The sequence below is a fragment of the Terribacillus sp. DMT04 genome (genome assembly GCF_019056395.1).
Lineage (GTDB): Bacteria > Bacillota > Bacilli > Bacillales > Amphibacillaceae > Terribacillus > Terribacillus aidingensis_A.
In genome coordinates, this window is the sequence record NZ_CP077639.1 from 1081115 (window position 1) to 1107924 (window position 26810).

Below are 26810 nucleotides of genomic sequence, written 5' to 3' on the forward strand. Positions count from 1 at the left end.
TTCTTCTAACCTTTCCCATAATAAATAGAAACCAAACCAGAATGGGCAAGATGCATACCTGTCAGAATAGGAGGGTAGAGTAAAAGCAAAAGAAGAAAAAGGAGGCTAAAGAATGGCTGAGATAAAACAAGACGAGGGACGTTTCTTTGTCGGGAACAAGGAAGAGCCAGATGCAGAAGTGTCCTTTCGAGAGACAGATGATATTGTAATAGACCATACATTAGTAAAAGAGGACATGCAAGGTGATGGCCTTGGCACTGAATTAATAGATCGTGTAGTTGCGTATGCGCAGGAACAGGATAAACAAATCGTCCCTGTGTGCACATTCGCACACCAAGTACTGAGTTCTAATAAAAAATACGATGGTGTTTGGGAAGGACCGCTTTAATCAAAAAAAGGAGGAGGCTGGGGCATAACTGTCCAAGCTATTTAAAAATCCAAACAATACTGCAATTAAAAGCAGTATTGTTTGGATTTTTTGCATTGTAAGCGAAGATGAGAGCATCGCTTGGGAAATACACGGAGACTCCCGCGGGAGTCTCCGTGTATTTCCTGCGCTGATTCTTGTTATGAGGACCCTTACTAGTATAGAAAGAATACGTAGACTCCTCGAAAATAAAAAGCGATTTTCTTGTCGGCATCTACTTCAAAAGCCATTCTTGTCCGACAATAACAGCTAGATTTGGAAAGCAGCAGCCGTCTGAGGGCTGCATGAAAAAGTATGAATCTAGTCATCGTTTGCTTTTAGGATGAATTAATCTTGTTTTGTCCCAGCTTCCTTCTTTCTTAGTTGTTGATATATTTCTCATAAACGGAACCAAAGTCATGTGTGTGGTATCTATCTTTGGTAGAAGACAACCATTCGAAACCGAATTCGGTAAGTTTTTTGTATGTATCATCCAACGTTCCATCCGTATAGCGGGATTGCTGGAGGATAGCAGCAGCTTTATCGAGGCTCGTATGTGCCATATCTGTATACAAGCTGTTTTCATAGTTTATTTCAGCAATACGCAGTAAAGCTTTGTACAAATCTTTCAATTGATCGATCTGGTCTTTTTTTACATCAATGCTGATGGCTTGACCGTCGATTGTGAATTTAATTTCGATATCTAAGTCAACTTTTCCAGCTGTTTCTAAATAAACATTGCTGATACGGTGCTGCATGTATGGGTAACGTCGCAGTGTGCGCTTAGAGGAAACAGCACTTTCCCCATCTACATGAATGATTGCTAGATTGGTAAAGCAGTATTCATCTTGTCTTGTTTTAATCAGGAAATAGATTTTTTCATTATCTTCATTCATTACATAGTCATCGGCATCTGTTTTATCATAATCACTAGGCGGAATAATCTTACCAATATCGGATAGACCTAAAGCGTCTGAAGCTAGCTTTTTAAACATAAAACATTCCTCTCTGCTGCGAAAGCATGTGATATACTAATTTTAGCAATTCTGACAGCTTGTATCCATCTATATTTCTGAATTGGTACATCTGGACTAATATGAATAAGGAAGGTGGAAACACATGAACGAAAAATTACGAGCTATGCCGCAGACAAGGCGCTTAAACTGGATTGATGCAGCAAGAGGAGCAGCTATTCTTGGTATCTTTATGGTGAACGCACCATCATTCGGATCGCCTTACTATATGCCAGGAATGGATTCGCCAGAATGGAATTCAGCACTTGATAATGTTTTGCTCGGCGGCATTGATATCTTTTTCCAGGCCAGTTTTTATACGTTGTTTTCCATCCTGTTTGGCTTTGGAATGCAGCTTATTTTTGACAGCCGAAAACGAGATGGTATCAGACCAGGCTGGTTTTTAAGCAAACGAATGCTTGTATTGCTCGTTTTAGGTTCGATTCATGCCTTTCTCATATGGCATGGTGATATTTTGTTTACATATGCAATTTTAGGTTTATTACTCATTCCATTTCTTTATACACCAAGATGGGTGTTGCTGATGATGATTCCGATCCTGCTAATACCGGTTGTCATTTTGTTAACAATGAGTTCGCTTCTAGGTTCACTTCTGCCAGAAGGCGAGATGGATGCGTACATGGTGGAGGCTATGGATACTCCAAATAAACTTGCTGCTTACGGACACGGGTCCTATGGAGATATTCTTCAGCAAAACTGGATAGACTGGTCAAGCTCGAATGGTGTCGGGGGTATCATCATGGGTATCTTCATGATTTTACCGCTGCTGATGCTCGGCGCTTACCTGGCACGCACAAAACTGCTGCATGATCCTGTCGCAAATCGCCGCAAGCTATTCTGGTTCACAGTCATTACAGGAGCTATTTTTCTTATCTTCAAGGCTGGCCCATACTTAATTGGTTCGCCGCTTTGGCTGAGTATTGCGCAAGATTCTATTGGTGGCCCTGCATGTGCGTTGTTCTACCTTTCTTTCATCACGCTTGTTTCTCGGCTGCCTGTTTTCAGCTGGATTGCTCATCAGCTCAGCTATGTCGGACGTATGTCGTTATCTAACTACCTTTTCCAATCGGTCTTCATGTTCTTCCTGTTTTATCATGTCGGTTTTGGATTATATGCATCGTTCTCCTTGATTGGCTTTGTTGCTTTCGTCTTAGGTGTATTCATTCTTCAAGTAATTGTGAGCCGTATGTGGTTCCGTTATTATACATTCGGACCTGTGGAGTGGCTGTGGCGTATACTGACATACGGAAAAATACAGCCATTGCGGAAGAAAAAGATGCAGCGGGTGTCTTGATGCCGAATTAAAGGGAATCATGGTATGATAGAAGCGAATTGTTCAATAGGAGGTACATAATGGACGGCATGATATTGACGCATATTATTGGCTGGGGCCTTGGAATCGTGCTCTTCTTTGCGGCACTTGTTCTGTACAACGAGAAGAAAAGCAAACAAGCAACGATTCCGCACATGATTCTGCGCTTGGATTATTTGGTCATCTTGTATACTGGCTTTGTATTATTATGGAGATACTTTGACGCATCTGGATCTTCCTTTACTGTCCAAGCAATTATCAAAGGGATTGCTGGCTTGATTGTTGTTATCTGCATGGAAATGATCTTAGTCAAAATGAAAAAGGAAAAATCAGCAAAAGCATGGTGGATTATCTTTTTTATCGCACTAGTAATTACACTGCTGCTTGGCTTCGGTATTTTGCCGATGGGCTTTTTGCCTGCATAAGTCTGCCATTTATGGCAGGCTTTTTTCAATACTCACGTTTATCGCCGCTTTTCATATGTTGTAGAAGTAACGGCTATTGACATGAAATCGGCGAGTAAAGGAGTAGAGCGGCAAAATGTGCGGTATTACTGGGTGGATTAACTTTAAACGAAACCTGACACAAGAACAGCCTGTGATTCAAAAGATGGCACAGACTTTATCAAAAAGAGGGCCAGACGAGTATAACGATTGGGGTGCGTCGCATGTGTTGTTCGGACATAGACGACTAATCGTGGTAGATGCTGCAGGCGGCAAACAGCCGATGCAGTACACCGATGGACGCGGTACTTATACATTAGTTTATAATGGAGAGCTCTACAACACAGAAGATATCCGCAAAGAGCTGCTGCAGCGCGGATGGACCTTCCAAGGTCATTCTGACACGGAAGTGCTGCTAAAGAGTTATATAGAATGGCAGGAAGCATGTGTTGAAAAGTTTAACGGAATTTTTGCTTTCGCTATTTGGCATGACAAATCAGAAACGCTTTTCTTTGCTAGAGACAGATTAGGAGTAAAGCCTTTCTTTTATATGGAACAAGATGGCGGACTTTTATTTGGATCAGAAATAAAAGCGATTCTTGCTCATCCCGAAGCAGAGGCAGTTCTGGATCAAGATGGTCTTTCAGAGGTTCTCTCACTTGGTCCATCCCGGACACCTGGTCATGGCGTGTTTAAAGGCATTAACGAACTGCGAGCAGGCCATGTTGGAAAGTTCGACCGAAACGGTTTGAAACTGACACGTTATTGGAATGTCGAAAGCAAAGAGCACATTGACTCTATAGAGGAAACGGCAGCAACTGTGCGGGAGCTGCTGACAGATGCAGTAGTGCGGCAGCTTGTTTCGGATGTACCGCTTGGCACGTTCCTTTCTGGCGGCGTTGATTCCAGCGCCATTACTGCGATTGCAGCCAATCACTATAAAGAAACAGGCAAAGGGCAGTTGTCTACATTCTCCATTGACTTTGACGGCAACGACACATACTTTAAGAAAAGCGAATTCCAGCCAGAGAGCGATCAGACCTTCGTGAAAAAGATGCAAAAAGCTTTCGATACGCATCACACGACGCATGTGATGGATAATCACTTGCTTGCTGATTCATTGAAAGAAGCAACGATTCTCCGCGATCTCCCGGGCATGGCAGACGTGGACGCCTCTCTGTTTTGGTTCTGCGGGCGGATTAAAGAAGATGTGACTGTGGCTTTATCTGGGGAATGTGCCGATGAGATATTTGGAGGCTATCCATGGTTTTATCGGGAAGAAGATCTCAACAGAGATGGTTTCCCATGGATTCGATCCGCGCAAGTTCGGAACAACCTGCTCAAAAAAGAATGGCAGCAAGATTTAGATTTGCACGGCTATATGCTTAGCAGATATCAAGCTACCATCGATGAAACACCACAGCTGCCGGGCGAGGAAGCGGAAGCAGCAAAACGAAGACAGATGTTTTATTTGAATATGCACTGGTTCATGCCGACATTGCTCGACAGGAAGGACCGGATGAGCATGGGAGCAAGCTTTGAGGCTCGTGTTCCGTTTAGTGATCATCGCTTAGTGGAATATGTGTGGAACATACCGTGGGAAATAAAAACACATGGCAATAAGGAAAAGGGCATTTTGCGAAAGGCCCTTGAAGGTATTCTGCCAGATGAGGTGCTGTACCGGAAGAAGAGCCCTTATCCGAAAACACATAATCCAGTGTATACGGCAGCTGTTGTCACATGGATGGAAGAAATTTTGCGAGATAACGATGCGCGATTATTCGATCTATTCGACCGCAAAGAAATTGAGGCGCTTGTGAAAAGCAAGGGGCAGGATGTGACAGCGCCATGGTTCGGTCAATTGATGACAGGGCCGCAGCTGCTGGCGCATTTGGCACAAATTGATTACTGGCTGCGCCACAATAATGTGAAAATACGTGCATGATCTGATCAGGGAGCTTTTTTGCTCCTTACATAATAAAACTATTTTCTTTTGCTTTCATTTTCGCTATAATGATTCGCAGGCTTGGCGCAGGAATAGCTTTCTGCTGTTCTGCGCAAGCTTTTTTTAGGAGTGTTTTAGAAGGAGGTACATAGTTGTTTTATTTTGAACTGAAACGAATCATTGTTGTTATATTCGGTGCCCTGCTTAATGCGGTCGCATTGAATTTCTTCTTAATACCTGCAAGTGTATACGGCAGTGGGTTTACCGGTGCTGCCCAGCTTTTATATGATTTCTTTGCGCAAGTAGTTGGAACGACCGCAATTGGTACGGGAATCTGGCTCTTCTTATTAAATGTTCCAGTAGCCATTTTAGGCTGGATGAAGGTAGGAAAAGGCTTTACAATCTACAGCCTCTTTTCTGTTGCTTGTATGACTGTCATGCTGGAGCTGCTGCCGATTCACGCACTTTCGGATGATATTATTCTAAACGCAGTGTTTGGCGGAGTAATTGCTGGTGTGGGTGTTGGTCTTACATTGAAGTGGGGTGCTTCTACAGGGGGTATGGACATTGTTGTCATGATTCTGTCTCGCTTGAAAGATAGACCTGTAGGTACCTACTTCCTTATGTTAAATGGAATTATCATTCTTCTTGCTGGTATACTTAATGAGCCTGCCAACGCCTTGTATACGCTCGTCACCTTATATGTTTCTACCCGAGTCATTGATGCCATTCATACGCGTTATGAAAAAGTAACTGCTATGATTGTCACTTCTCAATCGGACGAGCTCCAACAAGCTATCTACAACAAAATGGTTCGCGGCATTACTGTTATTCCAGTTCGAGGCGGTTACACAAAACAAGATAAGAATATGCTGATGCTTGTTATTACACGTTATGAATTGTATGATTTGGAGCATATCATCAAGGAAGTGGATCCAGCTGCTTTCATGAACGTTGTCGAGACAGCAGGTATCTACGGTTTCTTCCGGAAAGACAAATAAAAGCTGAGGAGCATCTAGTAGCTCCTCAGCTTTTTAATAACCTTCTTCTTCCATTACTGCGACGACTTTTGAAGAAAGTGCATCCCAATCTGCGTTCGGCAGTTTGTTAATTGTAATGAAGTTTTGGAAGCCGAATACATTATCGACACCTTCAACTGCCATCAGCTGATTCATGATGCCGTATTCACTCGTTTGCCCAGGCATAACAGAAACACTGCCATTCCCTTCGAAAATCATTTTATCAGTTGTGAATTTCTTTGCATTCGGATTCGGGGTATTTTCTACTCTAATACTCATGCGCTTGACCTCCTAGCGTCCATACTTATTACTATCATAGCAGATAGACAACATTTTAAAAAGCAAGAAATACCTTGCTTGATCGCAGGGAAGAGTGGGTATCTTCCAATGAAAAGGGGGAGTTGGGAATGTTTGTGAGAATATTACTAATTGGCAGTGCTGCTGGCCTTGTATTATCAGGCTGGATGTTTCTTTGGCAGCAGCTTACAGGTATCCGCGTATATACGCTATTAATGAATGTGGATTTTATTCCAATCTTGAAACAGGTGGAATGGAGTCAATTGATGCTTAATTTGTTTCATTTAATTATTTCCTGGGCAATTGTTCCCGTTTACATCTTGATGAAGAGAAAATTAACAGTTAACAACTGGCTGATCGGTCTTGTCATGAGTGCTGCTGTGGCATGTATTTATTTCCCTTTAGTCATACTTGCTGTGAAATCCGTTCCGTCGCTGTGGGATGGGTATGCATTGCTCATCTGGTATACGGGGCATTTGCTTTATGGTATATTTCTCGTAAAACTGACAGATATAATAAAAATGTAAATTTTTTTAATGGTGTTCAGAGGGCAGAAGGTCGTTATGATATAATCAATCTGCAATCTTAGCTTATACACCAGGTCAAGTGTAGAAAAGGTAGAGGTGTACAGATTGAAGAAATACCAAGAGATTTTTTTGTCAAAGATTAACGAAAGCTTTGCGATGTTTAAACAGCAAGATGAGATCTATAAAGAAGACTTGTATCAGCTTGTTCATCAAATAAAAGGGACTGGCGCATCAATTGGCTTGGATACGCTATCTGAAGCTGCAGAGAGGCAATTGGGGCACATAATAGAAATTGAGGATTCACGTCTCACAAAGAATGTATGGCTCCCAATTATAGATGAAATCGAGGCAGAATTGCAGCAGAAACCGGAAATGCCTCCAAGCCCGAGGGAACTTATCAGGCAGGAGCCCATTCTTCTTATTTCGAGTAATAATGACTGGCTCATGCGAGCAAGAGAACGTATTGAAAACGAAGGACTTCAAGTCATTGTTGCCGCAGATAAAGAGCGTGCCATTTCTCACCTTTACGATTCGCATCCGATTCTTACATTAATCGACGGCAACTGGAGAGGTCATATAGCGAAAGAAGACACCGCATACATCCAGCAAAAAATGTTTTCTTTAGTCATGTTTATTGGCGGCCGCTTAACGATGGAAGAAAAGCGGCGTTATTTGCGTAGCGGCATTACAGACATTATTGATACAGCTGAAGTGGATGAACTGGTAATTGAGCTATTATTCAATCGCTTGAGTCTGCTGGACACAATGGAGCAGCGAGTGGTAGTAGATCCTTTAACACAAGTATATAACCGCTCTTTTCTCGCTAGTTTTCCAATTGGCCGGACAACAGAACTTGTGTGCGCAGTGCTCGATATAGATAACTTTAAACATGTGAATGATACATATGGGCATGCAAGCGGAGACACTATATTGCGCAATTTTGCGGTGTATATAAAGAAAGCCGTCCGAGAAGAGGATTATGTGATTCGCTATGGCGGGGAAGAGTTCCTGCTTCTAATGCCAGGTATATCGGAGAGCGCGGCAGCCAGCCGTTTACGTGATATTTTGGATGGTTACATGCAAATTCCTCAAGAACTCGCTCAGGAAACAATATATACGTCCTTTACAGCGGGTATCTCATCGAATTCGAATGAACAGCGCTTTTCTTTGCATGAGCTTATTGAGCGCGCAGACCAAGCACTATATTACGGAAAGCGAAATGGCAAGCAGCAGGTAAATATATATGAGAAACGGTTCCACATGATGGAGGAACCATCTAAGTCCCTTTATCTTTCGGTTGTTGATGACGATGCAGTTATTCGTTCGCTGTTGGATGATAATTTGCGAGATTTACAGCTGGATGGGTATCGACTTCAGCTGCAAGCATTTGCTGATGGCAGTTCACTGTTAGCTTCAGATTGGATAAAACAAGCAGGCAAGCATATCGTGCTGCTGGATGGTGTAATGCCTGATATGGATGGCTTAGAGGTATTGCGCACGCTTCAGACATTCCCGAATGAGAAAAACTTGTTTGTAATGATGCTTACCGGCAGGCAGGATAATCAAGATGTCGTAAAAGCGCTGGAACTTGGAGCAGATGATTATATGACCAAACCATTCTATGTCGATGAAGTTGCAGCCAGAATAAAACGGATGATACTCCGTACATAAGAGGAGACAGTATAGATGGCAAGAATTTTAGTGGCAGATGATGAAGAAGTTCTTCGAATGCTTATTACGGACACGTTGGAAGATGAAGGGCATCACATTGACAATGCAGTAGATGGCCGCGATGCGCTGCAAAAGCTGCAAACGGAAGTATATGACTTGGTGATTTTAGATAATATGATGCCTGGAATGACAGGGGTAGAAGTGGCGCATTCACTTTCAGAAGAATGGAAACAGCAATATCCCATCATTATGCTTACGGCAAAGACGCAGCAATCAGATATTGAAGAGACAAAGAAAGCTGGCATCCCCTATTATATGGCAAAGCCTTTCAGTCCAGCGCAGTTGGTGTTACTTGTAGAGGATATTCTCGATGCCTAACTTTTTTCGCCAATCAATTAAGCGACAATTTCTGTATATTTTATTCTTTGTGCTGTTAGCAACGCTTCTCGGTATTGCAGCGTTTTTCTACATACACAATTCCACCAACAAGGAATACGAACAGAAACGCGATATGCTGGTAGAGAAGCGGGGAATCATTCAATCCATTAAAGATGACGTTAGTGAAATGGTTTTCCATATGCGCGGCTATGCGCTTTATACAAGCGAAGAAGAAAGACAGACTGCTGAAGATGCTCATGCCTCCTTAGAGGAAAGTTTGGCGCAGCTGAAAGAAGCGGATCTTTCCAGTCAGGAACAAGCGTATGCAGAGCAGCTTCAGAGCTTTGAAAACCTGTATTGGGATACCTATTATCCGCAGCTTCAAGAAGCCATTGCTTCAGGCAATGTACAAAGTCTTGCCCAGGAAGTGGCAGATGAGCGAATTTCCGACATCAATGCGATTCTTCAAGTGACAGAGCGCTTAAGGCTGTTAAATGAAGCAGAGGTAACAGATTTGCATGAGCGCTTTATGGATGACAACAGTCAGGAATCTTATATGCTGTTTCTGTTTGTATTGTTTATATTCGCTGTGCTCTTATTTTTCAACCGGCAATTTACACGAAATATCGGAAAGCCATTGTATGACTTATCGAATGCCGCCTATGATGTTGCGCAAGGGAAAAATGTGACGATTGCTCCGCTGAAGCGCAAAGATGAGATAGGAGTATTGTCTGATGCCTTTCGTGAGATGACAAAACGAATTCAAAATCGGGAGCTTAATCTTTCTGAACAAAATGCACAGCTGAAAGAGCAGCAGCAACAGCTGGAAGGCTATGTGTATGATTTGCGTAATTTGAATTGGGCATTAAATGAATCAGCTATGGTAATTGTACTGGATAACAAAGGTGTAATCAGCCAAGTAAATGCCAATTTTAGTTCCTTAGCTCAATGTCCGGAGAAAGAATTAATCGGCAGAAATTTGTTGAGCATTACTTCCCACGAAGATGTTACAACAGATATTCAGCAAGTATTTCCTGATTTGTTTAAAGGACAAGCTTGGAGTGGTACGCTTGAACACCAGAAGAAGGATGGAACAAGTTTTTGGGTTCATGCAACAATTGTGCCTTATATGAATGAAGACCAAATGATAGAACAGCTGATTGTCATCGAGCAAGACATTACGCGTATAATGGAATCGGAAAAGAAACTTCGTGCATCCTTGCGTGAAACAGAAGAGACGAAACAAGGGATTGAACGCATGAATCGGATGAATAATACGCTGTCAGTAACGATGGAAAAACAAGCATTGCTGGACACAATTATTACCGAGCTGGCAGCTATTTATCGCTATGATCATGGCTTAGTGTTTATGACCGAGACACCAGAATGGGCGGCAATAGGTATTGATAAGCATTTGGAGGAACCAGTAGCTGAGCATTTTCAGCATGTAGTGAATCGACTCAAAGACAATCCAGAATCGTTTGTTTTGGAAAGAAAAGCGGCCCGTACAGAACAAGGATATCGTGGCAGGGGTATTAGCGAGGATTTACATATACCGGTGCATAATTCTGCTGGTGAGCTCGTTGCCGTCTTTATTTGCACTAGATTTCAAATGGCATTCCGTGATAGTGAAAAAAGAGAGCTAAACTGGATTCTGAAACGGCTTAGTTTATTTTTAGATAAGATTGAATCATATGAACTAACGGAATACAACAGACAGCTGAACCAAGACATCATCGATAATGTGAATGAAGGCATTCAGTTTGTCAGTACTACTGGAGAATTATTGCAGTATAATGCCAACTGGCAGCTCTATTTGCAGCTTGCTAAGGTTGCTGCGCACCGGAACGCTTGTAATAGTTACGAAGTCTGGATGGACTATACAAAAACGTATATTGAAAATCAAGAAGCGTATGAACAATATGTGAGCCAAGCTATCTTTGAAGACAAGCAGCCTGAAGGCGGTTTGCGGCTGCTTGTCAACGGGATGGAAAACAAAGTATTGCTGCTTTATCACGTATCCATCAAACGCCATGGTGAGAAAATCGGCACGTTATTCGTCTATCGTGATATAACAGCAGAATACGAAGTAGATCAAATGAAATCAAATCTTGTTAGTACTGTTAGTCATGAACTGCGAACACCACTCGCGAGTGTACTCGGCTACACCGAATTAATGATCAATCGGGAGTTAAAGCCAGAACGACAAGCAAGATATTTAACAACGATTCATCAAGAAGCTACGAGATTGACGAACTTGATCAATGATTTTCTTGATTTGCAGCGTATGGAAGCAGGCAAGCAAGAGTACGTGAAAGAAAAGCAAGCATTTACGCCAATCGCAGAGCAAGTAGTAGAAAACTTCCAGTCAACTAGCCCTGATCACAACTTGGTTATCCAGAAAAACAGCAGCAACGATTATGTTGCTGCTGACCGGGATAAGATGATTCAAGTAATGACTAATTTGATTAGTAATGCGATAAAGTTCTCACCTGATGGAGGGGACGTGGTTGTTTCTATTCAGCAGCAGGAACATCAGCTTTTCGTACATGTTTCCGATGAGGGTATTGGCATACCAGATCAAGAATTAAGCAGACTGTTCCAGAAATTCAACCGGCTTGATAATTCCAGCGCGCGTAAAATTGGCGGAACTGGACTGGGATTGGCGATATGCAAGGAAATCGTAGAAGCACATAACGGGAAAATAATGGTTCGCTCGGCAGAAGGGGAAGGAAGTGTGTTCAGTCTTGTCCTTCCGCTTGTTGAAACAGATGTTCACACAATGACGCAAAAGGAAGAAAGTGGCCGGCAAATTGTGCTGTTAGAGGACGACAGGAGTTTAGCAATGCTCCTGGAAGATGAACTGAAAGATGCAGGTTTTACGGTTAACCGCTTTGTCTCAGGCGAAACTCTGATAAACCAACTGCACAATATCAAGCCCGCAGCCTTTGTTGTGGACTTAATGCTTGGCGAAGGAGTGGACGGCTGGGATGTTATCCACCACATTAAACAGCACCCGTTTCTTCAAGACGTACCAATCTTTATATCCAGCGCGATTCAGGAGATGGAGAAGGCAAAAGAATATCAAATTAATCATTATCTTATTAAGCCTTATCCCCCGAACAAGCTATCGACGATTATTTTGCAGTCTATTCTGCAGCATGGCAACAAGGGATTCATTGCTTATAAAGAAGAGGAATAACAGTAAAGAGGCAGATCCGATTATCGGATCTGCCTCTTTTTGTTACTGATCGAGCTTCTGCTGGAAGTCCTGCAATTGCTGCTTTTCTTCTGCAGTTGCATCGTTGTATGCAGATTGGATTGCCTCTTGCGCTGTGGCAGAGTCATCCTGACTTGGCTTATTCGTCAAGCCCTGCATTTTTTGCTTTGCTTTTTCGAAGAAGTTTTCCATCCTAAAACCCTCCATTATGGCTTTCTGATTTTTGCTTCTTCACCGTATCGCTGAAGCGTTCGCGGTAAACGAAGATCTCGTCATGCTGCCTCACCGATTGTGCGCCTTGACTTGTGATACGTTTTGATTTACTTCTCTTGCTCATTCGTTACCCCTCCGAACGTCTTAAGAAGTAAAAGCATAACCGGCTTTACCCGATTACGCTTTTATTTTGCACCCATAACGGATGGATTATAAGATGAAAAATTTGCTAATTAATTTGCAGGCTTTGCAGGCACTTCAAGCTTTAAATACGAATGAAGGAAGGAGGCAATTCCATCTTCCATATTCGTGCCGGTTGTGTAGTTGGCCAATTCCTTCAAAGGCGCAATGGCATTCCCCATCGCTACACCTGCACCTGCATATTCAATCATTTCCAGATCATTGTCTTCATCGCCAAATGCAATAATGCGATCTTGCGGAATGCCGTAATAATGGGAAATCTTCTGAAGTCCAACAGCTTTGCTCAGACCTTTACAGATGATCTCGATTATGTGGTAAGGTGCTCCCCAGCGTCGGTGTTCAATTACCTCGGCATGTTCTGTCTCTAATGTTTCACGTAAGGAAGCAACTTGGTTTTCATGTGGATAAATAAGTAAAGATGTAGGATCATCTTGCAGCAGGGATGTTAAACTGCCGACTTTAATCGGATCGTCTTCCTCTTCCAAATGAAATAAATCCAATAAGTACTGATCGTACCGGTCGATATAAACATCATCCATCACTTCAGCTATGATGTTTTTGACGTCAAGACGATGGCAAGTTTCGACGATTTTTCTGGCTGTCCGAATTGGCATTGGCGAGTGAACAGCATCCCATTTCTTTTCATCAGGATGATGGATAAGTGCGCCGTTAAAATTGACCATCGGTGTCGTTAGACCCAGCTCCCGGTAATAAGCGAGAGAAGCCCGATGCGGTCTTCCTGTGGCAATAACGACAACATGTCCCGCTCGTTTCGCTGCCTCAATGGCTTGTTTGTTTCTTTCGGATATGTGTTTATCATCTGTTAAAAGTGTTCCGTCTAAATCTAATGCTATCAAGTGCTTTTCCATTATTTATCACCTCTATATTGTACATTATAGTTTATCTCTCTCTTTCTTATCTGTAAAGAAATCGTCAAGACGAGCAGTATCAATTTACAAAGACCATCTCGACATACTAAGATGAAACAGTAGGTAATGGAAAATGAAGAAGAGGATGAAGTAAATGATCGTCATTAAAGAAGAAGTCTGGAACGAGGTGCCATTGCTTCGAGTTGAACAAGCAGGTACAGAAGATCAGAAACTTCCAGTGTTTACATATTTCCACGGTTTCACGAGTGCAAGAGAACATAATTTACCAATGGCTTATATGCTTGCAGAAAAGGGTTATCGTGTCTTACTGCCAGAAGCGATGCACCACGGTATACGAGAAGATGCCGATAGCAGCAGCAAGCGCCAAATGGAATTTTTCGCGATCGTAAAGGAAAATCTTTATGATTTAGAGCGGATTTATCAGTACGCAACTGTGAATGGCTTCATCCAGGATAATCGTTTTGCCATCGGCGGCACGAGTATGGGCGGGATTACAACATGTGCAGCATTGACGCAATATGACTGGGTAAATGCCGGAATGGTCATGATGGGATCACCTAAAATTGCTGCTTTTGCACGAGGTATGGTAGAAGCAGTAAAACAATCGGGTGTGCAAATGAATATTTCAGATGATGATTTAGATCAGCTCTATGCCCAGCTAGAAACAATTGATTTGTCCCTGCATCCGGAAACAATCGGCAGCCGCCCGCTGTTTTTCTGGCACGGTGATCAAGATCCAGTTGTTCCGTATAAACATTCTCGCAGCTTCTACGATGTTCTGGAACAACGGGCGAAAAGCCCAGAGCAGTTCACGTACGTGTCAGAAGCAGGCACAGGTCATAAAGTTTCCAGAAAGGCAATGCTTGCCGGAACAGCATGGCTGGAAACGGTATTGTAAGGAGTTTATTTCTATTTTGACGAAAATATGTTTAAATAGATGCAGACAAACAGTTATTGGAACTGATTTAAAGGAGGAGCAGACATGGATCAGGCATTAGAAGAGAATATGATGGGTGCACTGGAGAATGTTATCGACCCCGAACTTGGTATCGATATCGTAAACCTTGGACTAGTGTACGGCGTAGATATAGATGAAGATGGTACAGGCATCGTAACGATGACATTAACAGCAATGGGCTGTCCGCTTGCTGGTCACATTGAACAAGATGTGAAGCGAGTTCTTATGGATATTCCTGAAGTAAAAGAAACGAAAGTAAATATCGTATGGAGTCCGCCATGGTCTAAAGACCGTATGTCCCGCTATGCTAAAATAGCGCTCGGAATTCCGGATTGATGCAAATCCTCCTGCATAAGCAGGAGGATTTTTTTGCACAACTGAACCTTTCCCAGCATAGGCTGTGGGTGAAAAGGGGGAAGGTTCATCGTGACACATTCTTATGAACAATATCCGCAATTAAAGCAGATGATGGATAAATGTAAGCAGCACAAACATCAGTATGTAATGGTGCAGTTATTGGATGGCTATCAAATGGATGGTATTATCTTAGATGTAGATGACGAGTACGTTCATCTTGCAATACCGGCTTCGGAACAGTATGACTATGTGGAACAAGATGACTATCGGTATGGCTATCCTGGTTACCCGGGATATGGCTACGGATATGGTTACGGTTATGGTCCGCGCAATCGACTGCGCCGATTAGTTTTGCCGCTTGCTGGTTTAGCTGCCCTTAGCTTGATTCCATGGTAATAGAAAAAACCTTGCCGGTTGGCAAGGTTTTATTCGTTTTCTTCCGCATTTGGAAGGACTGCAGATAAAGTCCAGACGCCTAGACTGAAGATGATTGTCATGACAATCACAAGTGACATGTCATAAGGATCACCAGACATACTTGTCAGTACGAACGCTGCAACAGCACTAAGAACGAATCCCCAAATAATGGTTACGATAAATCGCATTAGTATCACCTCTATTACTCACACATATACTTCTATAATAGCAGGTTCCGGCTAAAAAGAAAACGATTCTTGTGCATTTGCTCACATGAATAGAAGAGGTGGTTCAGTATGCATTTTCTCATCGACAACTGTTACTCTTTTGAAGGCTATCATCTGGTTGAAACGTTATTGGAAGAAGGGCATGAAGTGTCAGGTATCCATTCTTCCGTTTTATCAAATAAGGAAGCGCATTTGAGTATGTATCTTGGCCGGCATGCATTATTTGAAGAAGGTATTCAAGAGAAAGATTATGCTGCTTATGTGACTTTTTTCGGGGAAGGAGAGAAGCAAGTTAGTGCCCATCGTCGTGTGAATTTACAGTATGATAAATCAGATGATACTGATACAGATGCAGAAGTACGAATTCTGCTGCCCATCTTATATGGAAAATGGATGCCAAGAGACACAGACACTCTGCAATGGGAGGGAAAGACTATTCCTTTTGATGATGCCTTTTTCCGTGCACATGCGCTGCCAATTCAGTCAGTTATGCAAACTGTCAGCAAACTGCTGGCGGGAGATACGAGATCTAAGAATTATCGTTTTTATGCAAAAGATGTCTGTCCGGAGCAGGAAGATCAGGCAGTTATTGCTTTTACACGTAATTTGCAGGATGATTTAATCACATTACATCAACACTATGCGAAATTCAGTCAATTCTATAAATAAGCCCTGCTCCGTCCAGTTTATTTTGAAAGAAATTTCATGGCGTGTTTCTTTACGTGTTTTACATATGGAGAAAGCTGGTCATACGTTTCCATAAGCGTGCCAGCGGTCTCCATTAAATTAAACTCCTTTTTTGGTTCCTCCTTCGCAGCCTCTTGCTTCCTAGTCCCAAATAAAAAAGTGTCCATACGGGAATTATTTCGTTTCATTTTCACACCTCCATGCGTTACAATATGTCCGGAAAGTGCATCTTGAGTATGCCGCTACCTAGCAAAAGAAATTTTGTTATATGTTTTAAGCTTACAGAACGCCAAAAATACGTTACAATATATCTCAGATTATGCACTTTATCTATATAAATATGGTCTATTTTATTTTTGGCCAGTTAGAACAGCTTCAGCTAGTATTTTGGCTGAAGGAGGAGGAACAAACGTATGGAAAAGAAAAGAGTTGTTGTCACAGGCATTGGTGCAGTGACACCAGTAGGAAATGACGCCGCAACAATGTGGCAGAACCTTTTAGAAGGAAAATCGGGTATTGACTATCTTACTCGAGTAAATAAAGACGACTACCCTGCAAAAGTGGCAGCGGAAGTAAAAGACTTCAATCCAGAAGATTATATGGAAAAGAAAGATACTAAACGGATGGATTTATTCACCCAATACGCCGTTGCTGCAAGTAAAATGGCAGTAGAAGATGCGAAGCTTTCCATTACCGAAGAAAATGCAAATCGTATTGGGGTGTGGATTGGATCTGGTATCGGTGGTATGGGAACGTATGAAGAACAGTTTGAGAAACTAATGACAAAGGGTCCTCGCCGTGTGAGCCCTTTCTTCGTCCCAATGATGATTCCGGACATGGCTTCCGGACAAGTATCCATTCAGCTGGGTGCAAAAGGTATTAACTCTTGTACGGTTACTGCTTGTGCATCAGGTGCAAACTCCATTGGAGATGCTTATAAAGTTATCGAGCGCGGAGATGCAGATATCATGATTACCGGCGGTACAGAAGCGCCGCTTACGAAAATGGCATTCGCTGGCTTTGCTGCTGCGAAAGCTCTTTCCTTTAATGATGATCCAGCTACTGCAAGCCGCCCATTTGATGCAAACCGTGATGGTTTTGTTATGGGAGAAGGAGCCGGTATCTTAATTTTGGAATCCCTTGAATCAGCCCTAGAACGCGGTGCAACGATTTATGCAGAAATCGCAGGATACGGTTCATCAGGCGATGCTTATCATATTACAGCACCTGCTCCAGAAGGCGAAGGAGCTGTCCGTGCGATGCGTCAAGCGATGGATGACGCCGAGCTGCAAGCAGAAGATATTGATTATGTTAACGCCCATGGGACAAGCACGGAATTGAATGATAAATTTGAAACGGCGGCCTTAAAACAGCTGTTAGGCGATCATGCGTATCAGACAGCTATTTCCTCAACGAAATCCATGACAGGCCATATGCTAGGCGCTGCGGGAGCAGTTGAAGCAATTATCTGTGTTAAATCGATTCAAGATTCGGTTGTTCCGCCAACAATCAATCAGTCAGAGAAAGATCCGCTTTGTGATTTAGATTATGTACCAAATGTGAAACGGGAGCAAACTGTCCGTGCTGCATTAAGCAATTCACTTGGATTCGGCGGCCATAATGCAGCTCTCGTATTCAAACAATATCAATAAAAGCAAAAGCCTCCTAGCTAATTTTAGGAGGTTTTTTTGTTACTCGATTACTGGTTCAGAAGAATAAAACTTTGCTGGTTGGTCATAATGTATCCTACTACAAGCCACACGGCACGCGCTCCCCACACCCAATAGATCTAGCAGCATGCAAGTGCGTACCAGTGTCGGATTAGCAGAATCGAAAAGCAAAGTGAGGGTTATCTATGTTATTTATGCATGATATTTGGGTGAACTGGTTCGAAGGTGAGGAAAATGGTTATAACGTATGCTCATTTCATGAATGGCGTAAAGAAGATGGAATCGAACTGCTGGATCAAGTACCACTGCTTTACATAGAAGATTCGCTGTTCGCCTACATTGAAAATGATTTACAAGAGTTGCCGAAAGCAATGCTGGACTTGATTCACCGAAAAGCTTTCTTGCGAAAAAATCAAGAGCGGATTGCGATCGATTATGCATGCATTGTAACGAACGGAAAAGCCATTCTGGCGGTTGATACGATGGGATATATCACTCCTGTTCGGAAAAGCCGACTGATTCCCAGGCAAGAGCGGCTTGTTTATCAGATGATTGAAGATGCACAGCCGGAGAGCTTTGAATGGCGGACAGGAGAGGATGAGAAACAGTATCATATCTTATCGCTTCAACCTGACTTGATGGTCGGATTGACTCGGAAGGAAAGGCAGTTAAAGCAGCTGCTTATGATGGCGATGGATCAGCTGGAAACGAGCGAGAATCTCGAACAGGTCCGCTACTGGCTGACGGAATGGAAGCCGGAGGAATATCATGTGAATCGGTCCTTGAACTTCCAAGAAGCATGGAAAAAACTATACGAAGGTGTCTCGGTTGGCTGGAGCAGAAAACAAGAAGAACTTTGTGAAAAGATGGTAAAAGGGCAGCCGTTTTACGAAAAACTATGGGAATTAGAACAAAGCGACCAGGCAAAAACGTCATAAAAAATGACCGGCAGATAAAACTGCCGGTCATTTTTTATTTGCCGCGACCTAATCCCATCGCTTTTTTTGCTTTTCTTAACGTCTTGTTGGCAGCTGCCTGTGCGCGTTCTGCGCCCTTATCAAGCACCTCGTCCAATTCATCGCTTTCCAGCCATTCATAATAACGCTTCTGAAGCGGAGCAAGCATATTCACAACAGCATCCGCAACCGCTTGTTTAAAATCACCATAACCGCTCTCAGCAAATTCTTGTTCACTTTCTTCAATCGTTTTATTCGTCGCAACAGAGTACATGGTCAACAAATTGCTGACACCTGGTTTATTTTCTTTATCGTAGCGCACGATGCCTTCAGAATCCGTAACGGCACTCTTAATTTTCTTCTCAATCTGTTTCGGTTCATCTAAGATAAAGATAGAAGCTTTCAGATTTGAATCTGACTTGCTCATTTTCTTTGTCGGCTCCTGTAAAGACATAATACGTGCGCCAACTTTAGTGATTTGGATATCTGGAACAGTGAATATGTTGTTGAATCGGTTATTGAACCGTTCCGCCACATTTCTTGTCAATTCCAAATGCTGCTTTTGATCATCTCCGACAGGTACAATATCGGTATTGTATAGAAGAATATCGGCAGCCATCAGCGGGGGATACGTAAGCAAAGCAGCAGAGACGCCATCCTTACCATCTGATTTATCTTTGAATTGGGTCATCCGTTCCAATTCACCGATATAACTAATTGATTGAATCATCCAGCCCAACTGTGTATGCGCAGGCACTTCCGATTGGATGAAAAGAACCGATTTTTCTGGATCAATACCAGCAGCCAGATATAGCGCTGCAAGTGAGCGGATCTGCTTCTTTAGCTTTAATCTGTCTTGTGGTACTGTAATCGCATGTTCATCAACGATACAGAAGTAGCATTGATTTTCTTCCTGTAATGCTGGAAACTGGCTAAGAGCACCAATATAGTTACCAAGCGTTAAACTGCCGCTAGGCTGAATACCTGAAAAGATTGTCTTCATTGTCATCTTCCTCCTAAAAAAGTCCATAAAAAAATCCATTCGCTAACCTGCTTGTATGCAGGGACGAATAGACCGCGGTGCCACCCTCATTACCCTTCTATTGAAGGATCACTTAACGCAGTTAACGCCTGCCAAAACGTCGGGAGACAACCCCGCAGCTCCGAAAACCCACTTTCCGCTACTCATAGTGCCCGTTTACACCAGCCACGAGCTCTCTTCAACTAGAGGAGTACCGTACTACATTTTCATCTTCGCTTTTTTAAACTTGTTAGTTAACTATTATATGCATCTTGCGACCGGTTTGCAAGCCGGTCTGTCAGATGAGGTAATATATAGCCAGCAGGATAAGCATTAGACCGATTAGGACGGCTGCTTGGAACTGCATATACCGTAGAAATGAGCGGTTCACCCATTGAGAGGGGCTACCGTTATCATCAAAATCAAATAATCCCCTACTCATTATCTTTCCGAATCTGCGAAAGCTTCTTGTGAGACCATCCAATATTCTGCCTTTAATAACAAATAAAAGTAAAGCAACGACAAAATAAAAGAAAGCAACGTAAAAGAGTGAATTAATGAACGTAAGTAAGTTCAGTACATCAGAAGTGAAAAATAGGATGCTTATAATTATTAGGTTGACCAATAATAATATGAAATGTCCTTTACCAAGCAAAATAAAAACCGCCTTCGTAATATGATGTACCATTATATCATAATTGCTTTCTAGTATTTTAGTAATCGAATCTTTTAGGTAAAAGGAGCGATATCAAGTTTAATGCACAGTAAAATTGTGTGAATAACATAAAATAAAGAAGAAAATCATCATTACAAACTAGGTATATAGTCCTCTTTTTCGTTATGAAAATGCAATGTTTTCGCACTTTTGTAAAATTCCTATAAATTTAGGGGTGCACAAATTGTGAGAAAACTTGTATAATTCTAATTGCGAACAAGTTGTTCGTTGAATGTTGAAAAAATTTAGAATTTTTGGGGAGGTCATGTTTTACATGAGAAAGAAGAACTGGTTATTAGTTGCACTTGTTTTAGTACTTAGTTCATTCCTAGCAGCATGTTCCGGCGGCTCTGACAGCTCAGGCGGAGATGGCGGAAGCGGAGATAGCGCTTCAGGCTCTGCGAATGGAGAACAGGTATTTAATTTGATTATTGGTGATGAGATACCATCCATGGATTCATCACTCGCTGATGACCAATATGGTATTCAGTGGACTTCGGAAACGCAGGAAGGCCTTTATCGTCTTGCTGAAGATGGTTCTCTTGCAGAAGGTATCGCTACTGGCGACCCTGAAGTGAGTGAAGATGGTATGACTTGGACATTCAAACTTCGTGAAAATGCAGAGTGGGAAAATGGAGACCCGGTTACTGCAAACGACTTTGTTTTCGCTTGGCAGCGTGCAATCAATCCAGATACTGGTTCTGAATACGGTCCATATATGATGGGCGGCGTTATTAAAAATGCTAACGCTATTAACTCAGGCGAAATGGAAGTTGACCAATTAGGAGTTAAAGCAGTAGACGATTACACTCTTGAAGTACAATTGGAGAATCCAACTCCATACTTCGAATCTCTAACCACTTTCCCTACTTTTATGCCATTAAATCAGAAATTTGTTGAAGAACAAGGTGAAAATTACGCGCTTGAACCTGAAAACTTGCTTTCTAACGGACCTTTCAAAATGACTGAATGGAACCATGGAAGCTCAATGAAATTCGAAAAGAATGATACTTATTGGGATGCTGAAAATGTTCAGCTAGAAGAAATCAACCTGCAAGTAGTAAAAGATATTGCTACAGGTGTGAACTTGTACGATACAGGAGAAGTTGACCGTGCACCATTGACCGCGGAATTCGTTGATCAGCGTATTAATGATCCAGCTTACATTCCTGTTGCAACTATGTCTTCTTGGTATCTAAAGCTTAACCAAAATCGTCTTGGTGAAGAAACGCCATTAGCAAATATTAATGCACGAGAAGCAATTTCTCAAGCAGTTGATAAAGAAGGATTAGTAAACGTTGTTCTTAATGATGGATCTACAGTGTCAAATGGTTTAGTGCCTAAAGGTCTTGCAACCGGTCCTGATGGGGAAGACTTCCGTGAAGCGAGCGGTGATTTGCTCACTTATGATTTAGATGCTGCAAAAGAAGCTTGGGCAAAAGCTAAAGAAGAACTTGGACAAGAAGAAATCACATTAGAAATATTAACTGGTGATACTGAGACTTCTGGTCAAATCGTTGACTATGTTAAGGGACAGTTGGAAGAAAACTTGGAAGGACTTACTGTCGAAACAAAACAAGTTCCTTTCCAACAAAGACTTGATTTAGATTCAGCTGGTGATTTTGATATCCTAATCTCAGGTTGGGGACCAGATTATATCGACCCGAATACCTTCCTGGACTTGTTTGTAACGGATGGAGAAAACAACAACATGGCATACAGCAATGAAGAATATGATTCTCTAATTGAAGCAGCAGCAACTGAAAATGCAACAAACCCAGATGCTCGTTGGCAGAACTTCTTGGATGCAGAGAAAATTTTGCTAGAAGATGACAAAGCAATTGCACCTCTATGGCAGGATGGTAATGCGTACCTATGGAGTCCAAAAGTGAAAGGTGTATTCACTAACCCGGCTGGTAACGATTTCGAATACAAGTGGGCTTATGCAGATAACGCTGCTGTAGAATAAGTCTAAAATAACTTACACGAAATGAATCTGGTGAAGAGAGTATATCCAACACGGAATATACTCTCTTTTCCATTGGTAATAGTTATCTAATTATAGGGAATTTTTCGACAAATTATTTAGGAGGTGCTCATATGGCACGTTATATAGGGCAGCGGATCATTTATATGATCATCACACTATTTCTAATAGCGACAATTTCTTTTATGTTAATGAAATTATTGCCTGGTTCGCCATTGGCAAACGCAAACAAATTGACAGAAGCACAGCAGGAAGTTATCTATGAGAAATACGGTTTAAATGATCCTATTCCAGTCCAGTACGTAAACTATCTTGGGGGTCTTGTACAAGGAGATCTTGGTATATCATTTAAGTTTGATAATCGAGAAGTATCTGATATTCTTGCTGATCGAATTGGACCTTCCGCACAGCTAGGAATTCAAGCGTTGATTATTGGAACAATTTTAGGTATTTTGCTTGGCTTAGTTTCGGCAATCTACCATAACGGAATTACAGACTACGCTGCAACAATCATAGCTGTTCTAGGAACATCAATTCCATCTTTTGTTTTTGCTGGACTTCTACAATATTTTGTAGGGGTGCAGTGGCAATGGCTTCCGGTCGCAACATGGAGTGGGTTTGAATATTCCATTTTGCCAACAATAGCATTAGCCATTTTCCCAATGGCTACTTGTGCACGTTTTATTAGAACTGAAATGATTGAAGTGCTGAATGAGGATTATATAACAACAGCGCGCGCAAAAGGTTTAGCAGGTCCTGCAATCATTTTCAAACATGGTATTCGAAATGCTTTAATCCCTTTGGTTACCATTTTGGGACCTTTAGCTGTTGGATTGCTTACAGGTACGCTTGTAATTGAACAGATCTTTGCCGTTCCAGGAATTGGTGAGCAATTCGTATCATCTGTTAATACCAATGACTTCCCGATTATTATGGGTACAACGATGTTCTTTGCTGTTGTATTTATAGTAATGATTTTAATCATTGATATCTTGTATGGATTGATTGATCCTAGAATACGGATTTCTGGAAAGGACTGAGAATATGGAAAATCAAAAAAAACAGCCGAATAAAAACCTCTTTCGTCCTGCCGATCGCACGCAAGACCAAAGTGAAGTAATAGCAAGAAAAAATTCCACCTTGCTGCAAGATGCAGTAAGAAGCTTACGGAAAAATATATTCTTTATGATTTCATTTTTCATCCTGCTTTTCATTCTATTAATGAGCATCTTTGCTCCTATAGTGAGTGACTACTCATATAAAGATCAAGATCTAAATAGATCTTTAATGGGTCCAAGGATACCCGTTTTGGAGAATGTTTCTTTTCTAGGCTTGGATGGAATGGAAACAAAAACCTTCAATGGTAATAATGTCGAAACTGCAAAAATGAAGGCGAACACCCAATATGATAATGCAAGTGATTTTATAAAATTTGAGGTTGTTAGTGAGGGGAATGGCACTCCTAACTCAGCAGCAGTGAAAGCTACTTATGATAAGTATGCTGCTAAAGGGCTGGGAAATGAATATTTTTACTTTGGTACAGACCGACTAGGCCGTGATGTATGGACACGTGTATGGGACGGTACGCGAGTATCACTTCTGATTGCCTTTGCAGCAGCGTTAATTGATTTGGTAATTGGTGTTGCTTATGGAGGTATTGCTGCTTATTATGGCGGCCGTGTTGATAACTATATGATGCGTTTCTTAGAAGTCGTTATTGGTATACCAAACTTGGTAGTTGTTATTTTAATGATACTGGTCCTTGATCCAGGTATCTTAGCAATTATTATTGCGCTCACAATAACAGGCTGGACTAGTATGGCCAGGATTGTACGTGGTGAGGTACTGAAATTAAAAGGACAAGAATTCGTTCTTGCAGCTCGTACGCTAGGGGCGCCGAATAGAAAAATCATCTTAAAACATTTGATACCCAACGTTATGGGATTAATCATTGTTAACACAATGTTCTCTATCCCTTCAGCAATTTTCTTTGAAGCATTCCTAAGCTTTATTGGACTAGGACTACCTTCACCAGCAGCATCGCTTGGTACACTTATTAATGACGGATTTAAAACATTGCTGACAACACCATCACTGCTTGTGTTCCCAGCTGTTCTAATCTCAGTTCTTATGATTGTATTTAATCTCCTAGGTGATGGACTGCGTGACGCATTCGATCCTAAGATGAAGAAATAAAAAAGGAGGCGACTACCTTGAAAAACGGTAATATCCTTGAGGTGAATGACCTCAAAGTATCATTTAATACCCATAGCGGTGAAGTACAGGCGGTAAGGGGCGTTTCCTTTGATCTGAAAAAAGGAGAGACACTTGCAATTGTTGGAGAGTCTGGCTCAGGTAAATCGGTAACAACAAAAGCATTGATGGGATTGCTTCCGAAGCCGCACGGTTATGTTAAAGATGGTTCTATTATGTTTGATGATAAAGACATTACAAAATTAAAAGATAAAGATATGCAGTCAATCCGTGGGAAGGAATTAGCAATGATTTTCCAGGATCCGATGACCTCACTGAATCCGACAATGAAAGTCGGTACTCAAATTATGGAAGGCTTATTAAAGCACCAAAAGCTAGGCAAAGAAGAAGCACGTAATAAAGCGATTGAACTAATGAACTTAGTTCAAATCCCAAATCCTGAAGCTCGTATGAAGCAATATCCGCACCAATTCTCTGGCGGTATGCGCCAGCGTGTCGTCATTGCGATGGCACTTGCTTGTAACCCGCGCGTACTCATAGCAGATGAGCCAACAACAGCATTGGATGTAACTATTCAGGCTCAAATTCTGGACCTGATGAAGGACATTCAAAAGAAAGTGAACACTTCAATCATCTTTATCACCCATGACCTGGGCGTTGTAGCAAACATTGCAGACCGGGTGGCAGTTATGTATGCAGGAAAGATTGTGGAAACTGGAACTGTCGATGAGGTGTTTTACAATCCGAAGCACCCGTACACTTGGGGTCTTTTAGGTTCCATGCCAACACTGGAGAGTGACGAAGAGGAACTGTTTGCAATTCCAGGTACACCTCCTGATTTGATTGCACCTCCGAAGGGTGACGCCTTTGCTGCGCGTAACCGTTTTGCTTTGGAAATTGATTTTGAAGAGGAGCCGCCGATGTTTAAGGTGTCGGATACGCATTATGCGGCTACTTGGCTGCTGCATGAAGATGCACCTAAGATTGAGCCACCCGCGTCAGTGAAGAAACGTATTGATTCAATGGATCATTCTGAGGAGGCGACGCGATCATGAGTCAGGAAAAATTAGTTGAAATTAAGAATTTAAAGCAGCATTTCAAACTTGGAAGAAATAACGTCGTCAAGGCAGTAGATGGATTGACGTTTGATATTTATAAAGGAGAAACTTTCGGTCTTGTTGGAGAGTCAGGCTGTGGGAAATCCACAACTGGACGCTCTATCATCCGTTTGTATAACTCCACAGATGGAGAAGTGCTTTTCAAAGGCGATAACGTACAAGGGAAGAAGAACAAATCTGAACTGAAGAAATTCAATCGTCAGATGCAGATGATTTTCCAAGATCCCTATTCTTCTTTAAACCCACGTATGACGGTAATGGATATTATTGCAGAAGGTATTGATATCCACGGTCTGGCAAAAAATGCGGAGGAACGAAAAGCAAAAGTTTATGAACTGTTAGAAACAGTTGGTTTAAATAAAGAGCATGCGAGCCGTTACCCGCATGAGTTCAGCGGCGGGCAGCGTCAGCGTTTAGGGATTGCACGTGCACTTGCTGTAGACCCAGAATTCATTATCGCGGATGAGCCAATCTCTGCACTGGATGTTTCAATTCAAGCGCAGGTTGTTAACTTGATGAAGAAGCTGCAAAAAGATAAGGGTCTAACGTATTTGTTCATTGCCCATGATCTTTCAATGGTAAAGTACATCAGTGACCGCATTGGTGTTATGTACTTCGGTAAACTTGTTGAACTTGCTGATGCGGAAGAACTGTACAAAAATCCAATTCATCCATACACACGCTCGTTGCTTTCTGCCATTCCGCTTCCGGATCCAATTTATGAGCGTAATCGCAAACGTATCGTGTATGATCCAAGTCAGCATGATACAAGTGAAGAACCAGAATTTCGTGAAATCAGCCCAAGACATTGGGTGTTATGCACAACGAAGGAATTCGAAGCTTACAAAAAAGAGCAGTCAAACACAGTAACAAACTAATAAATAAAAGTCGCAGCTCAGAGCTGCGATTTTTTTCTGTGTTCAGGTT

29 protein-coding genes and 1 other annotated feature are annotated in these 26810 nt (G+C 42.0%); of the genes, 20 read left to right on the forward strand and 9 right to left on the reverse strand.

The window, feature by feature from the left end; translation table 11 throughout:
* The first annotated feature begins 112 nt into the window (after positions 1 to 112).
* On the forward strand, positions 113 to 388 hold the full coding sequence (locus KS242_RS05790; protein WP_217323408.1) for a GNAT family N-acetyltransferase: 276 nt from the start codon (positions 113 to 115) through the stop codon (positions 386 to 388).
* Positions 389 to 786: 398 nt separating this feature from the next.
* Here the strand turns inward: KS242_RS05790 and KS242_RS05795 are convergent, their stop codons facing one another.
* On the reverse strand, positions 787 to 1401 hold the full coding sequence (locus KS242_RS05795; protein ID WP_217323409.1) for a PH domain-containing protein: 615 nt from the start codon (positions 1399 to 1401) through the stop codon (positions 787 to 789).
* A 124-nt stretch (positions 1402 to 1525) separates the two neighbouring features.
* Here KS242_RS05795 and KS242_RS05800 point away from each other — a divergent pair, with 124 nt between their 5' ends.
* The 4 genes from KS242_RS05800 (at position 1526) to KS242_RS05815 (ending at position 6141) form a co-directional block, all read left to right on the forward strand.
* Positions 1526 to 2734, forward strand: a complete 1209-nt coding sequence (locus tag KS242_RS05800) for a DUF418 domain-containing protein (protein ID WP_217323410.1) — start codon at positions 1526 to 1528, stop codon at positions 2732 to 2734.
* 59 nt (positions 2735 to 2793) lie between these two features.
* Positions 2794 to 3177 carry a YisL family protein gene (locus KS242_RS05805; RefSeq protein WP_254391820.1) on the forward strand — a complete coding sequence of 128 codons (384 nt, stop codon included), beginning with the start codon at positions 2794 to 2796 and terminating at the stop codon, positions 3175 to 3177.
* Between the two features lie 115 nt (positions 3178 to 3292).
* Positions 3293 to 5140, forward strand: coding sequence for an asparagine synthase (glutamine-hydrolyzing) (gene asnB / locus KS242_RS05810; protein WP_217323411.1), 1848 nt, complete (start codon positions 3293 to 3295; stop codon positions 5138 to 5140).
* Between the two features lie 152 nt (positions 5141 to 5292).
* Positions 5293 to 6141, forward strand: coding sequence for a YitT family protein (locus KS242_RS05815; RefSeq protein ID WP_217323412.1), 849 nt, complete (start codon positions 5293 to 5295; stop codon positions 6139 to 6141).
* A 33-nt stretch (positions 6142 to 6174) separates the two neighbouring features.
* On the opposite strand, the gene KS242_RS05820 is transcribed toward KS242_RS05815, so the two are convergent.
* Positions 6175 to 6438, reverse strand: a complete 264-nt coding sequence (locus KS242_RS05820) for a NifU N-terminal domain-containing protein (RefSeq protein WP_217323413.1) — start codon at positions 6436 to 6438, stop codon at positions 6175 to 6177.
* 128 nt (positions 6439 to 6566) lie between these two features.
* Between KS242_RS05820 and KS242_RS05825 the strand changes: the two genes are divergently transcribed.
* The 4 genes from KS242_RS05825 to KS242_RS05840 all read left to right on the forward strand — a co-directional run bounded on the left by KS242_RS05825 (position 6567) and on the right by KS242_RS05840 (position 12234).
* The gene (locus KS242_RS05825; protein ID WP_217323414.1) at positions 6567 to 6983 is read left to right on the forward strand and encodes a hypothetical protein; all 417 of its coding nucleotides are present in this window, start codon (positions 6567 to 6569) and stop codon (positions 6981 to 6983) included.
* Between the two features lie 129 nt (positions 6984 to 7112).
* On the forward strand, positions 7113 to 8654 hold the full coding sequence (locus KS242_RS05830) for a diguanylate cyclase (protein WP_217323415.1): 1542 nt from the start codon (positions 7113 to 7115) through the stop codon (positions 8652 to 8654).
* Between the two features lie 15 nt (positions 8655 to 8669).
* Positions 8670 to 9032 carry a response regulator transcription factor gene (locus KS242_RS05835; protein WP_217323416.1) on the forward strand — a complete coding sequence of 121 codons (363 nt, stop codon included), beginning with the start codon at positions 8670 to 8672 and terminating at the stop codon, positions 9030 to 9032.
* The gene (locus KS242_RS05840) at positions 9025 to 12234 is read left to right on the forward strand and encodes an ATP-binding protein (RefSeq protein WP_217323417.1); all 3210 of its coding nucleotides are present in this window, start codon (positions 9025 to 9027) and stop codon (positions 12232 to 12234) included. The genes KS242_RS05835 and KS242_RS05840 overlap by 8 nt, the downstream gene beginning before the upstream one ends.
* A 42-nt stretch (positions 12235 to 12276) precedes the next feature.
* Here the strand turns inward: KS242_RS05840 and KS242_RS05845 are convergent, their stop codons facing one another.
* The 3 genes from KS242_RS05845 to KS242_RS05855 all read right to left on the reverse strand — a co-directional run bounded on the left by KS242_RS05845 (position 12277) and on the right by KS242_RS05855 (position 13535).
* Positions 12277 to 12444, reverse strand: a complete 168-nt coding sequence (locus KS242_RS05845) for a DUF3813 family protein (protein WP_217323418.1) — start codon at positions 12442 to 12444, stop codon at positions 12277 to 12279.
* Position 12445: 1 nt separating this feature from the next.
* The gene (locus KS242_RS05850) at positions 12446 to 12589 is read right to left on the reverse strand and encodes a hypothetical protein (protein WP_179106589.1); all 144 of its coding nucleotides are present in this window, start codon (positions 12587 to 12589) and stop codon (positions 12446 to 12448) included.
* A 109-nt stretch (positions 12590 to 12698) separates the two neighbouring features.
* A complete protein-coding gene (locus KS242_RS05855; RefSeq protein WP_217323419.1) occupies positions 12699 to 13535 on the reverse strand; it encodes a Cof-type HAD-IIB family hydrolase in 837 nt (278 codons plus the stop codon).
* A 154-nt stretch (positions 13536 to 13689) separates the two neighbouring features.
* Here KS242_RS05855 and KS242_RS05860 point away from each other — a divergent pair, with 154 nt between their 5' ends.
* From KS242_RS05860 to KS242_RS05870, 3 genes are all read left to right on the forward strand, one after another.
* Positions 13690 to 14454, forward strand: coding sequence for a prolyl oligopeptidase family serine peptidase (locus tag KS242_RS05860; protein ID WP_217323420.1), 765 nt, complete (start codon positions 13690 to 13692; stop codon positions 14452 to 14454).
* An 84-nt stretch (positions 14455 to 14538) separates the two neighbouring features.
* Complete coding sequence (locus KS242_RS05865; protein ID WP_097042288.1) at positions 14539 to 14850, forward strand: metal-sulfur cluster assembly factor; 312 nt, start codon at positions 14539 to 14541, stop codon at positions 14848 to 14850.
* A gap of 90 nt (positions 14851 to 14940) precedes the next feature.
* On the forward strand, positions 14941 to 15267 hold the full coding sequence (locus KS242_RS05870) for a hypothetical protein (RefSeq protein ID WP_254391821.1): 327 nt from the start codon (positions 14941 to 14943) through the stop codon (positions 15265 to 15267).
* 29 nt (positions 15268 to 15296) lie between these two features.
* Here KS242_RS05870 and KS242_RS05875 read toward each other — a convergent pair whose 3' ends face one another.
* Positions 15297 to 15476, reverse strand: coding sequence for a DUF2929 family protein (locus KS242_RS05875; RefSeq protein ID WP_217323421.1), 180 nt, complete (start codon positions 15474 to 15476; stop codon positions 15297 to 15299).
* A 108-nt stretch (positions 15477 to 15584) separates the two neighbouring features.
* On the opposite strand from KS242_RS05875, the gene KS242_RS05880 reads away from it, so the two are divergent.
* Entirely contained in the window at positions 15585 to 16184 is a 600-nt protein-coding gene (locus KS242_RS05880; protein WP_217323422.1) for a hypothetical protein, read from the forward strand.
* A gap of 17 nt (positions 16185 to 16201) precedes the next feature.
* Here the strand turns inward: KS242_RS05880 and KS242_RS05885 are convergent, their stop codons facing one another.
* Entirely contained in the window at positions 16202 to 16390 is a 189-nt protein-coding gene (locus tag KS242_RS05885; RefSeq protein WP_217323423.1) for a hypothetical protein, read from the reverse strand.
* 225 nt (positions 16391 to 16615) lie between these two features.
* Between KS242_RS05885 and fabF the strand changes: the two genes are divergently transcribed.
* On the forward strand, positions 16616 to 17854 hold the full coding sequence (gene fabF, locus KS242_RS05890) for a beta-ketoacyl-ACP synthase II (protein ID WP_217323424.1): 1239 nt from the start codon (positions 16616 to 16618) through the stop codon (positions 17852 to 17854).
* A gap of 203 nt (positions 17855 to 18057) precedes the next feature.
* Complete coding sequence (locus KS242_RS05895) at positions 18058 to 18810, forward strand: YjbA family protein (RefSeq protein ID WP_217323425.1); 753 nt, start codon at positions 18058 to 18060, stop codon at positions 18808 to 18810.
* A 34-nt stretch (positions 18811 to 18844) separates the two neighbouring features.
* Here the strand turns inward: KS242_RS05895 and trpS are convergent, their stop codons facing one another.
* Together trpS and KS242_RS18300 are read right to left on the reverse strand one after the other, a co-directional pair.
* Positions 18845 to 19831, reverse strand: coding sequence for a tryptophan--tRNA ligase (trpS, locus tag KS242_RS05900; protein ID WP_217323426.1), 987 nt, complete (start codon positions 19829 to 19831; stop codon positions 18845 to 18847).
* 56 nt (positions 19832 to 19887) lie between these two features.
* Positions 19888 to 20092: a binding site (T-box leader), on the reverse strand.
* A gap of 55 nt (positions 20093 to 20147) precedes the next feature.
* The gene (locus KS242_RS18300) at positions 20148 to 20537 is read right to left on the reverse strand and encodes a DUF3899 domain-containing protein (RefSeq protein WP_217323427.1); all 390 of its coding nucleotides are present in this window, start codon (positions 20535 to 20537) and stop codon (positions 20148 to 20150) included.
* 301 nt (positions 20538 to 20838) lie between these two features.
* On the opposite strand from KS242_RS18300, the gene KS242_RS05910 reads away from it, so the two are divergent.
* The 5 genes from KS242_RS05910 (at position 20839) to KS242_RS05930 (ending at position 26761) form a co-directional block, all read left to right on the forward strand.
* Positions 20839 to 22533, forward strand: coding sequence for a peptide ABC transporter substrate-binding protein (locus tag KS242_RS05910; RefSeq protein ID WP_217323428.1), 1695 nt, complete (start codon positions 20839 to 20841; stop codon positions 22531 to 22533).
* Between the two features lie 131 nt (positions 22534 to 22664).
* A complete protein-coding gene (gene opp3b / locus KS242_RS05915) occupies positions 22665 to 23591 on the forward strand; it encodes an oligopeptide ABC transporter permease (RefSeq protein WP_217323429.1) in 927 nt (308 codons plus the stop codon).
* 4 nt (positions 23592 to 23595) lie between these two features.
* A complete protein-coding gene (gene opp3C / locus KS242_RS05920) occupies positions 23596 to 24747 on the forward strand; it encodes an oligopeptide ABC transporter permease (RefSeq protein WP_217323430.1) in 1152 nt (383 codons plus the stop codon).
* Positions 24748 to 24764: 17 nt separating this feature from the next.
* Positions 24765 to 25820 (forward strand): ABC transporter ATP-binding protein, encoded by a 1056-nt coding sequence (locus tag KS242_RS05925; protein WP_217323431.1) that lies wholly within the window; start codon positions 24765 to 24767, stop codon positions 25818 to 25820.
* A complete protein-coding gene (locus tag KS242_RS05930; protein ID WP_217323432.1) occupies positions 25817 to 26761 on the forward strand; it encodes an ABC transporter ATP-binding protein in 945 nt (314 codons plus the stop codon). Before KS242_RS05925 ends, KS242_RS05930 begins: the two co-directional genes overlap by 4 nt.
* Positions 26762 to 26810: the final 49 nt, after the last annotated feature.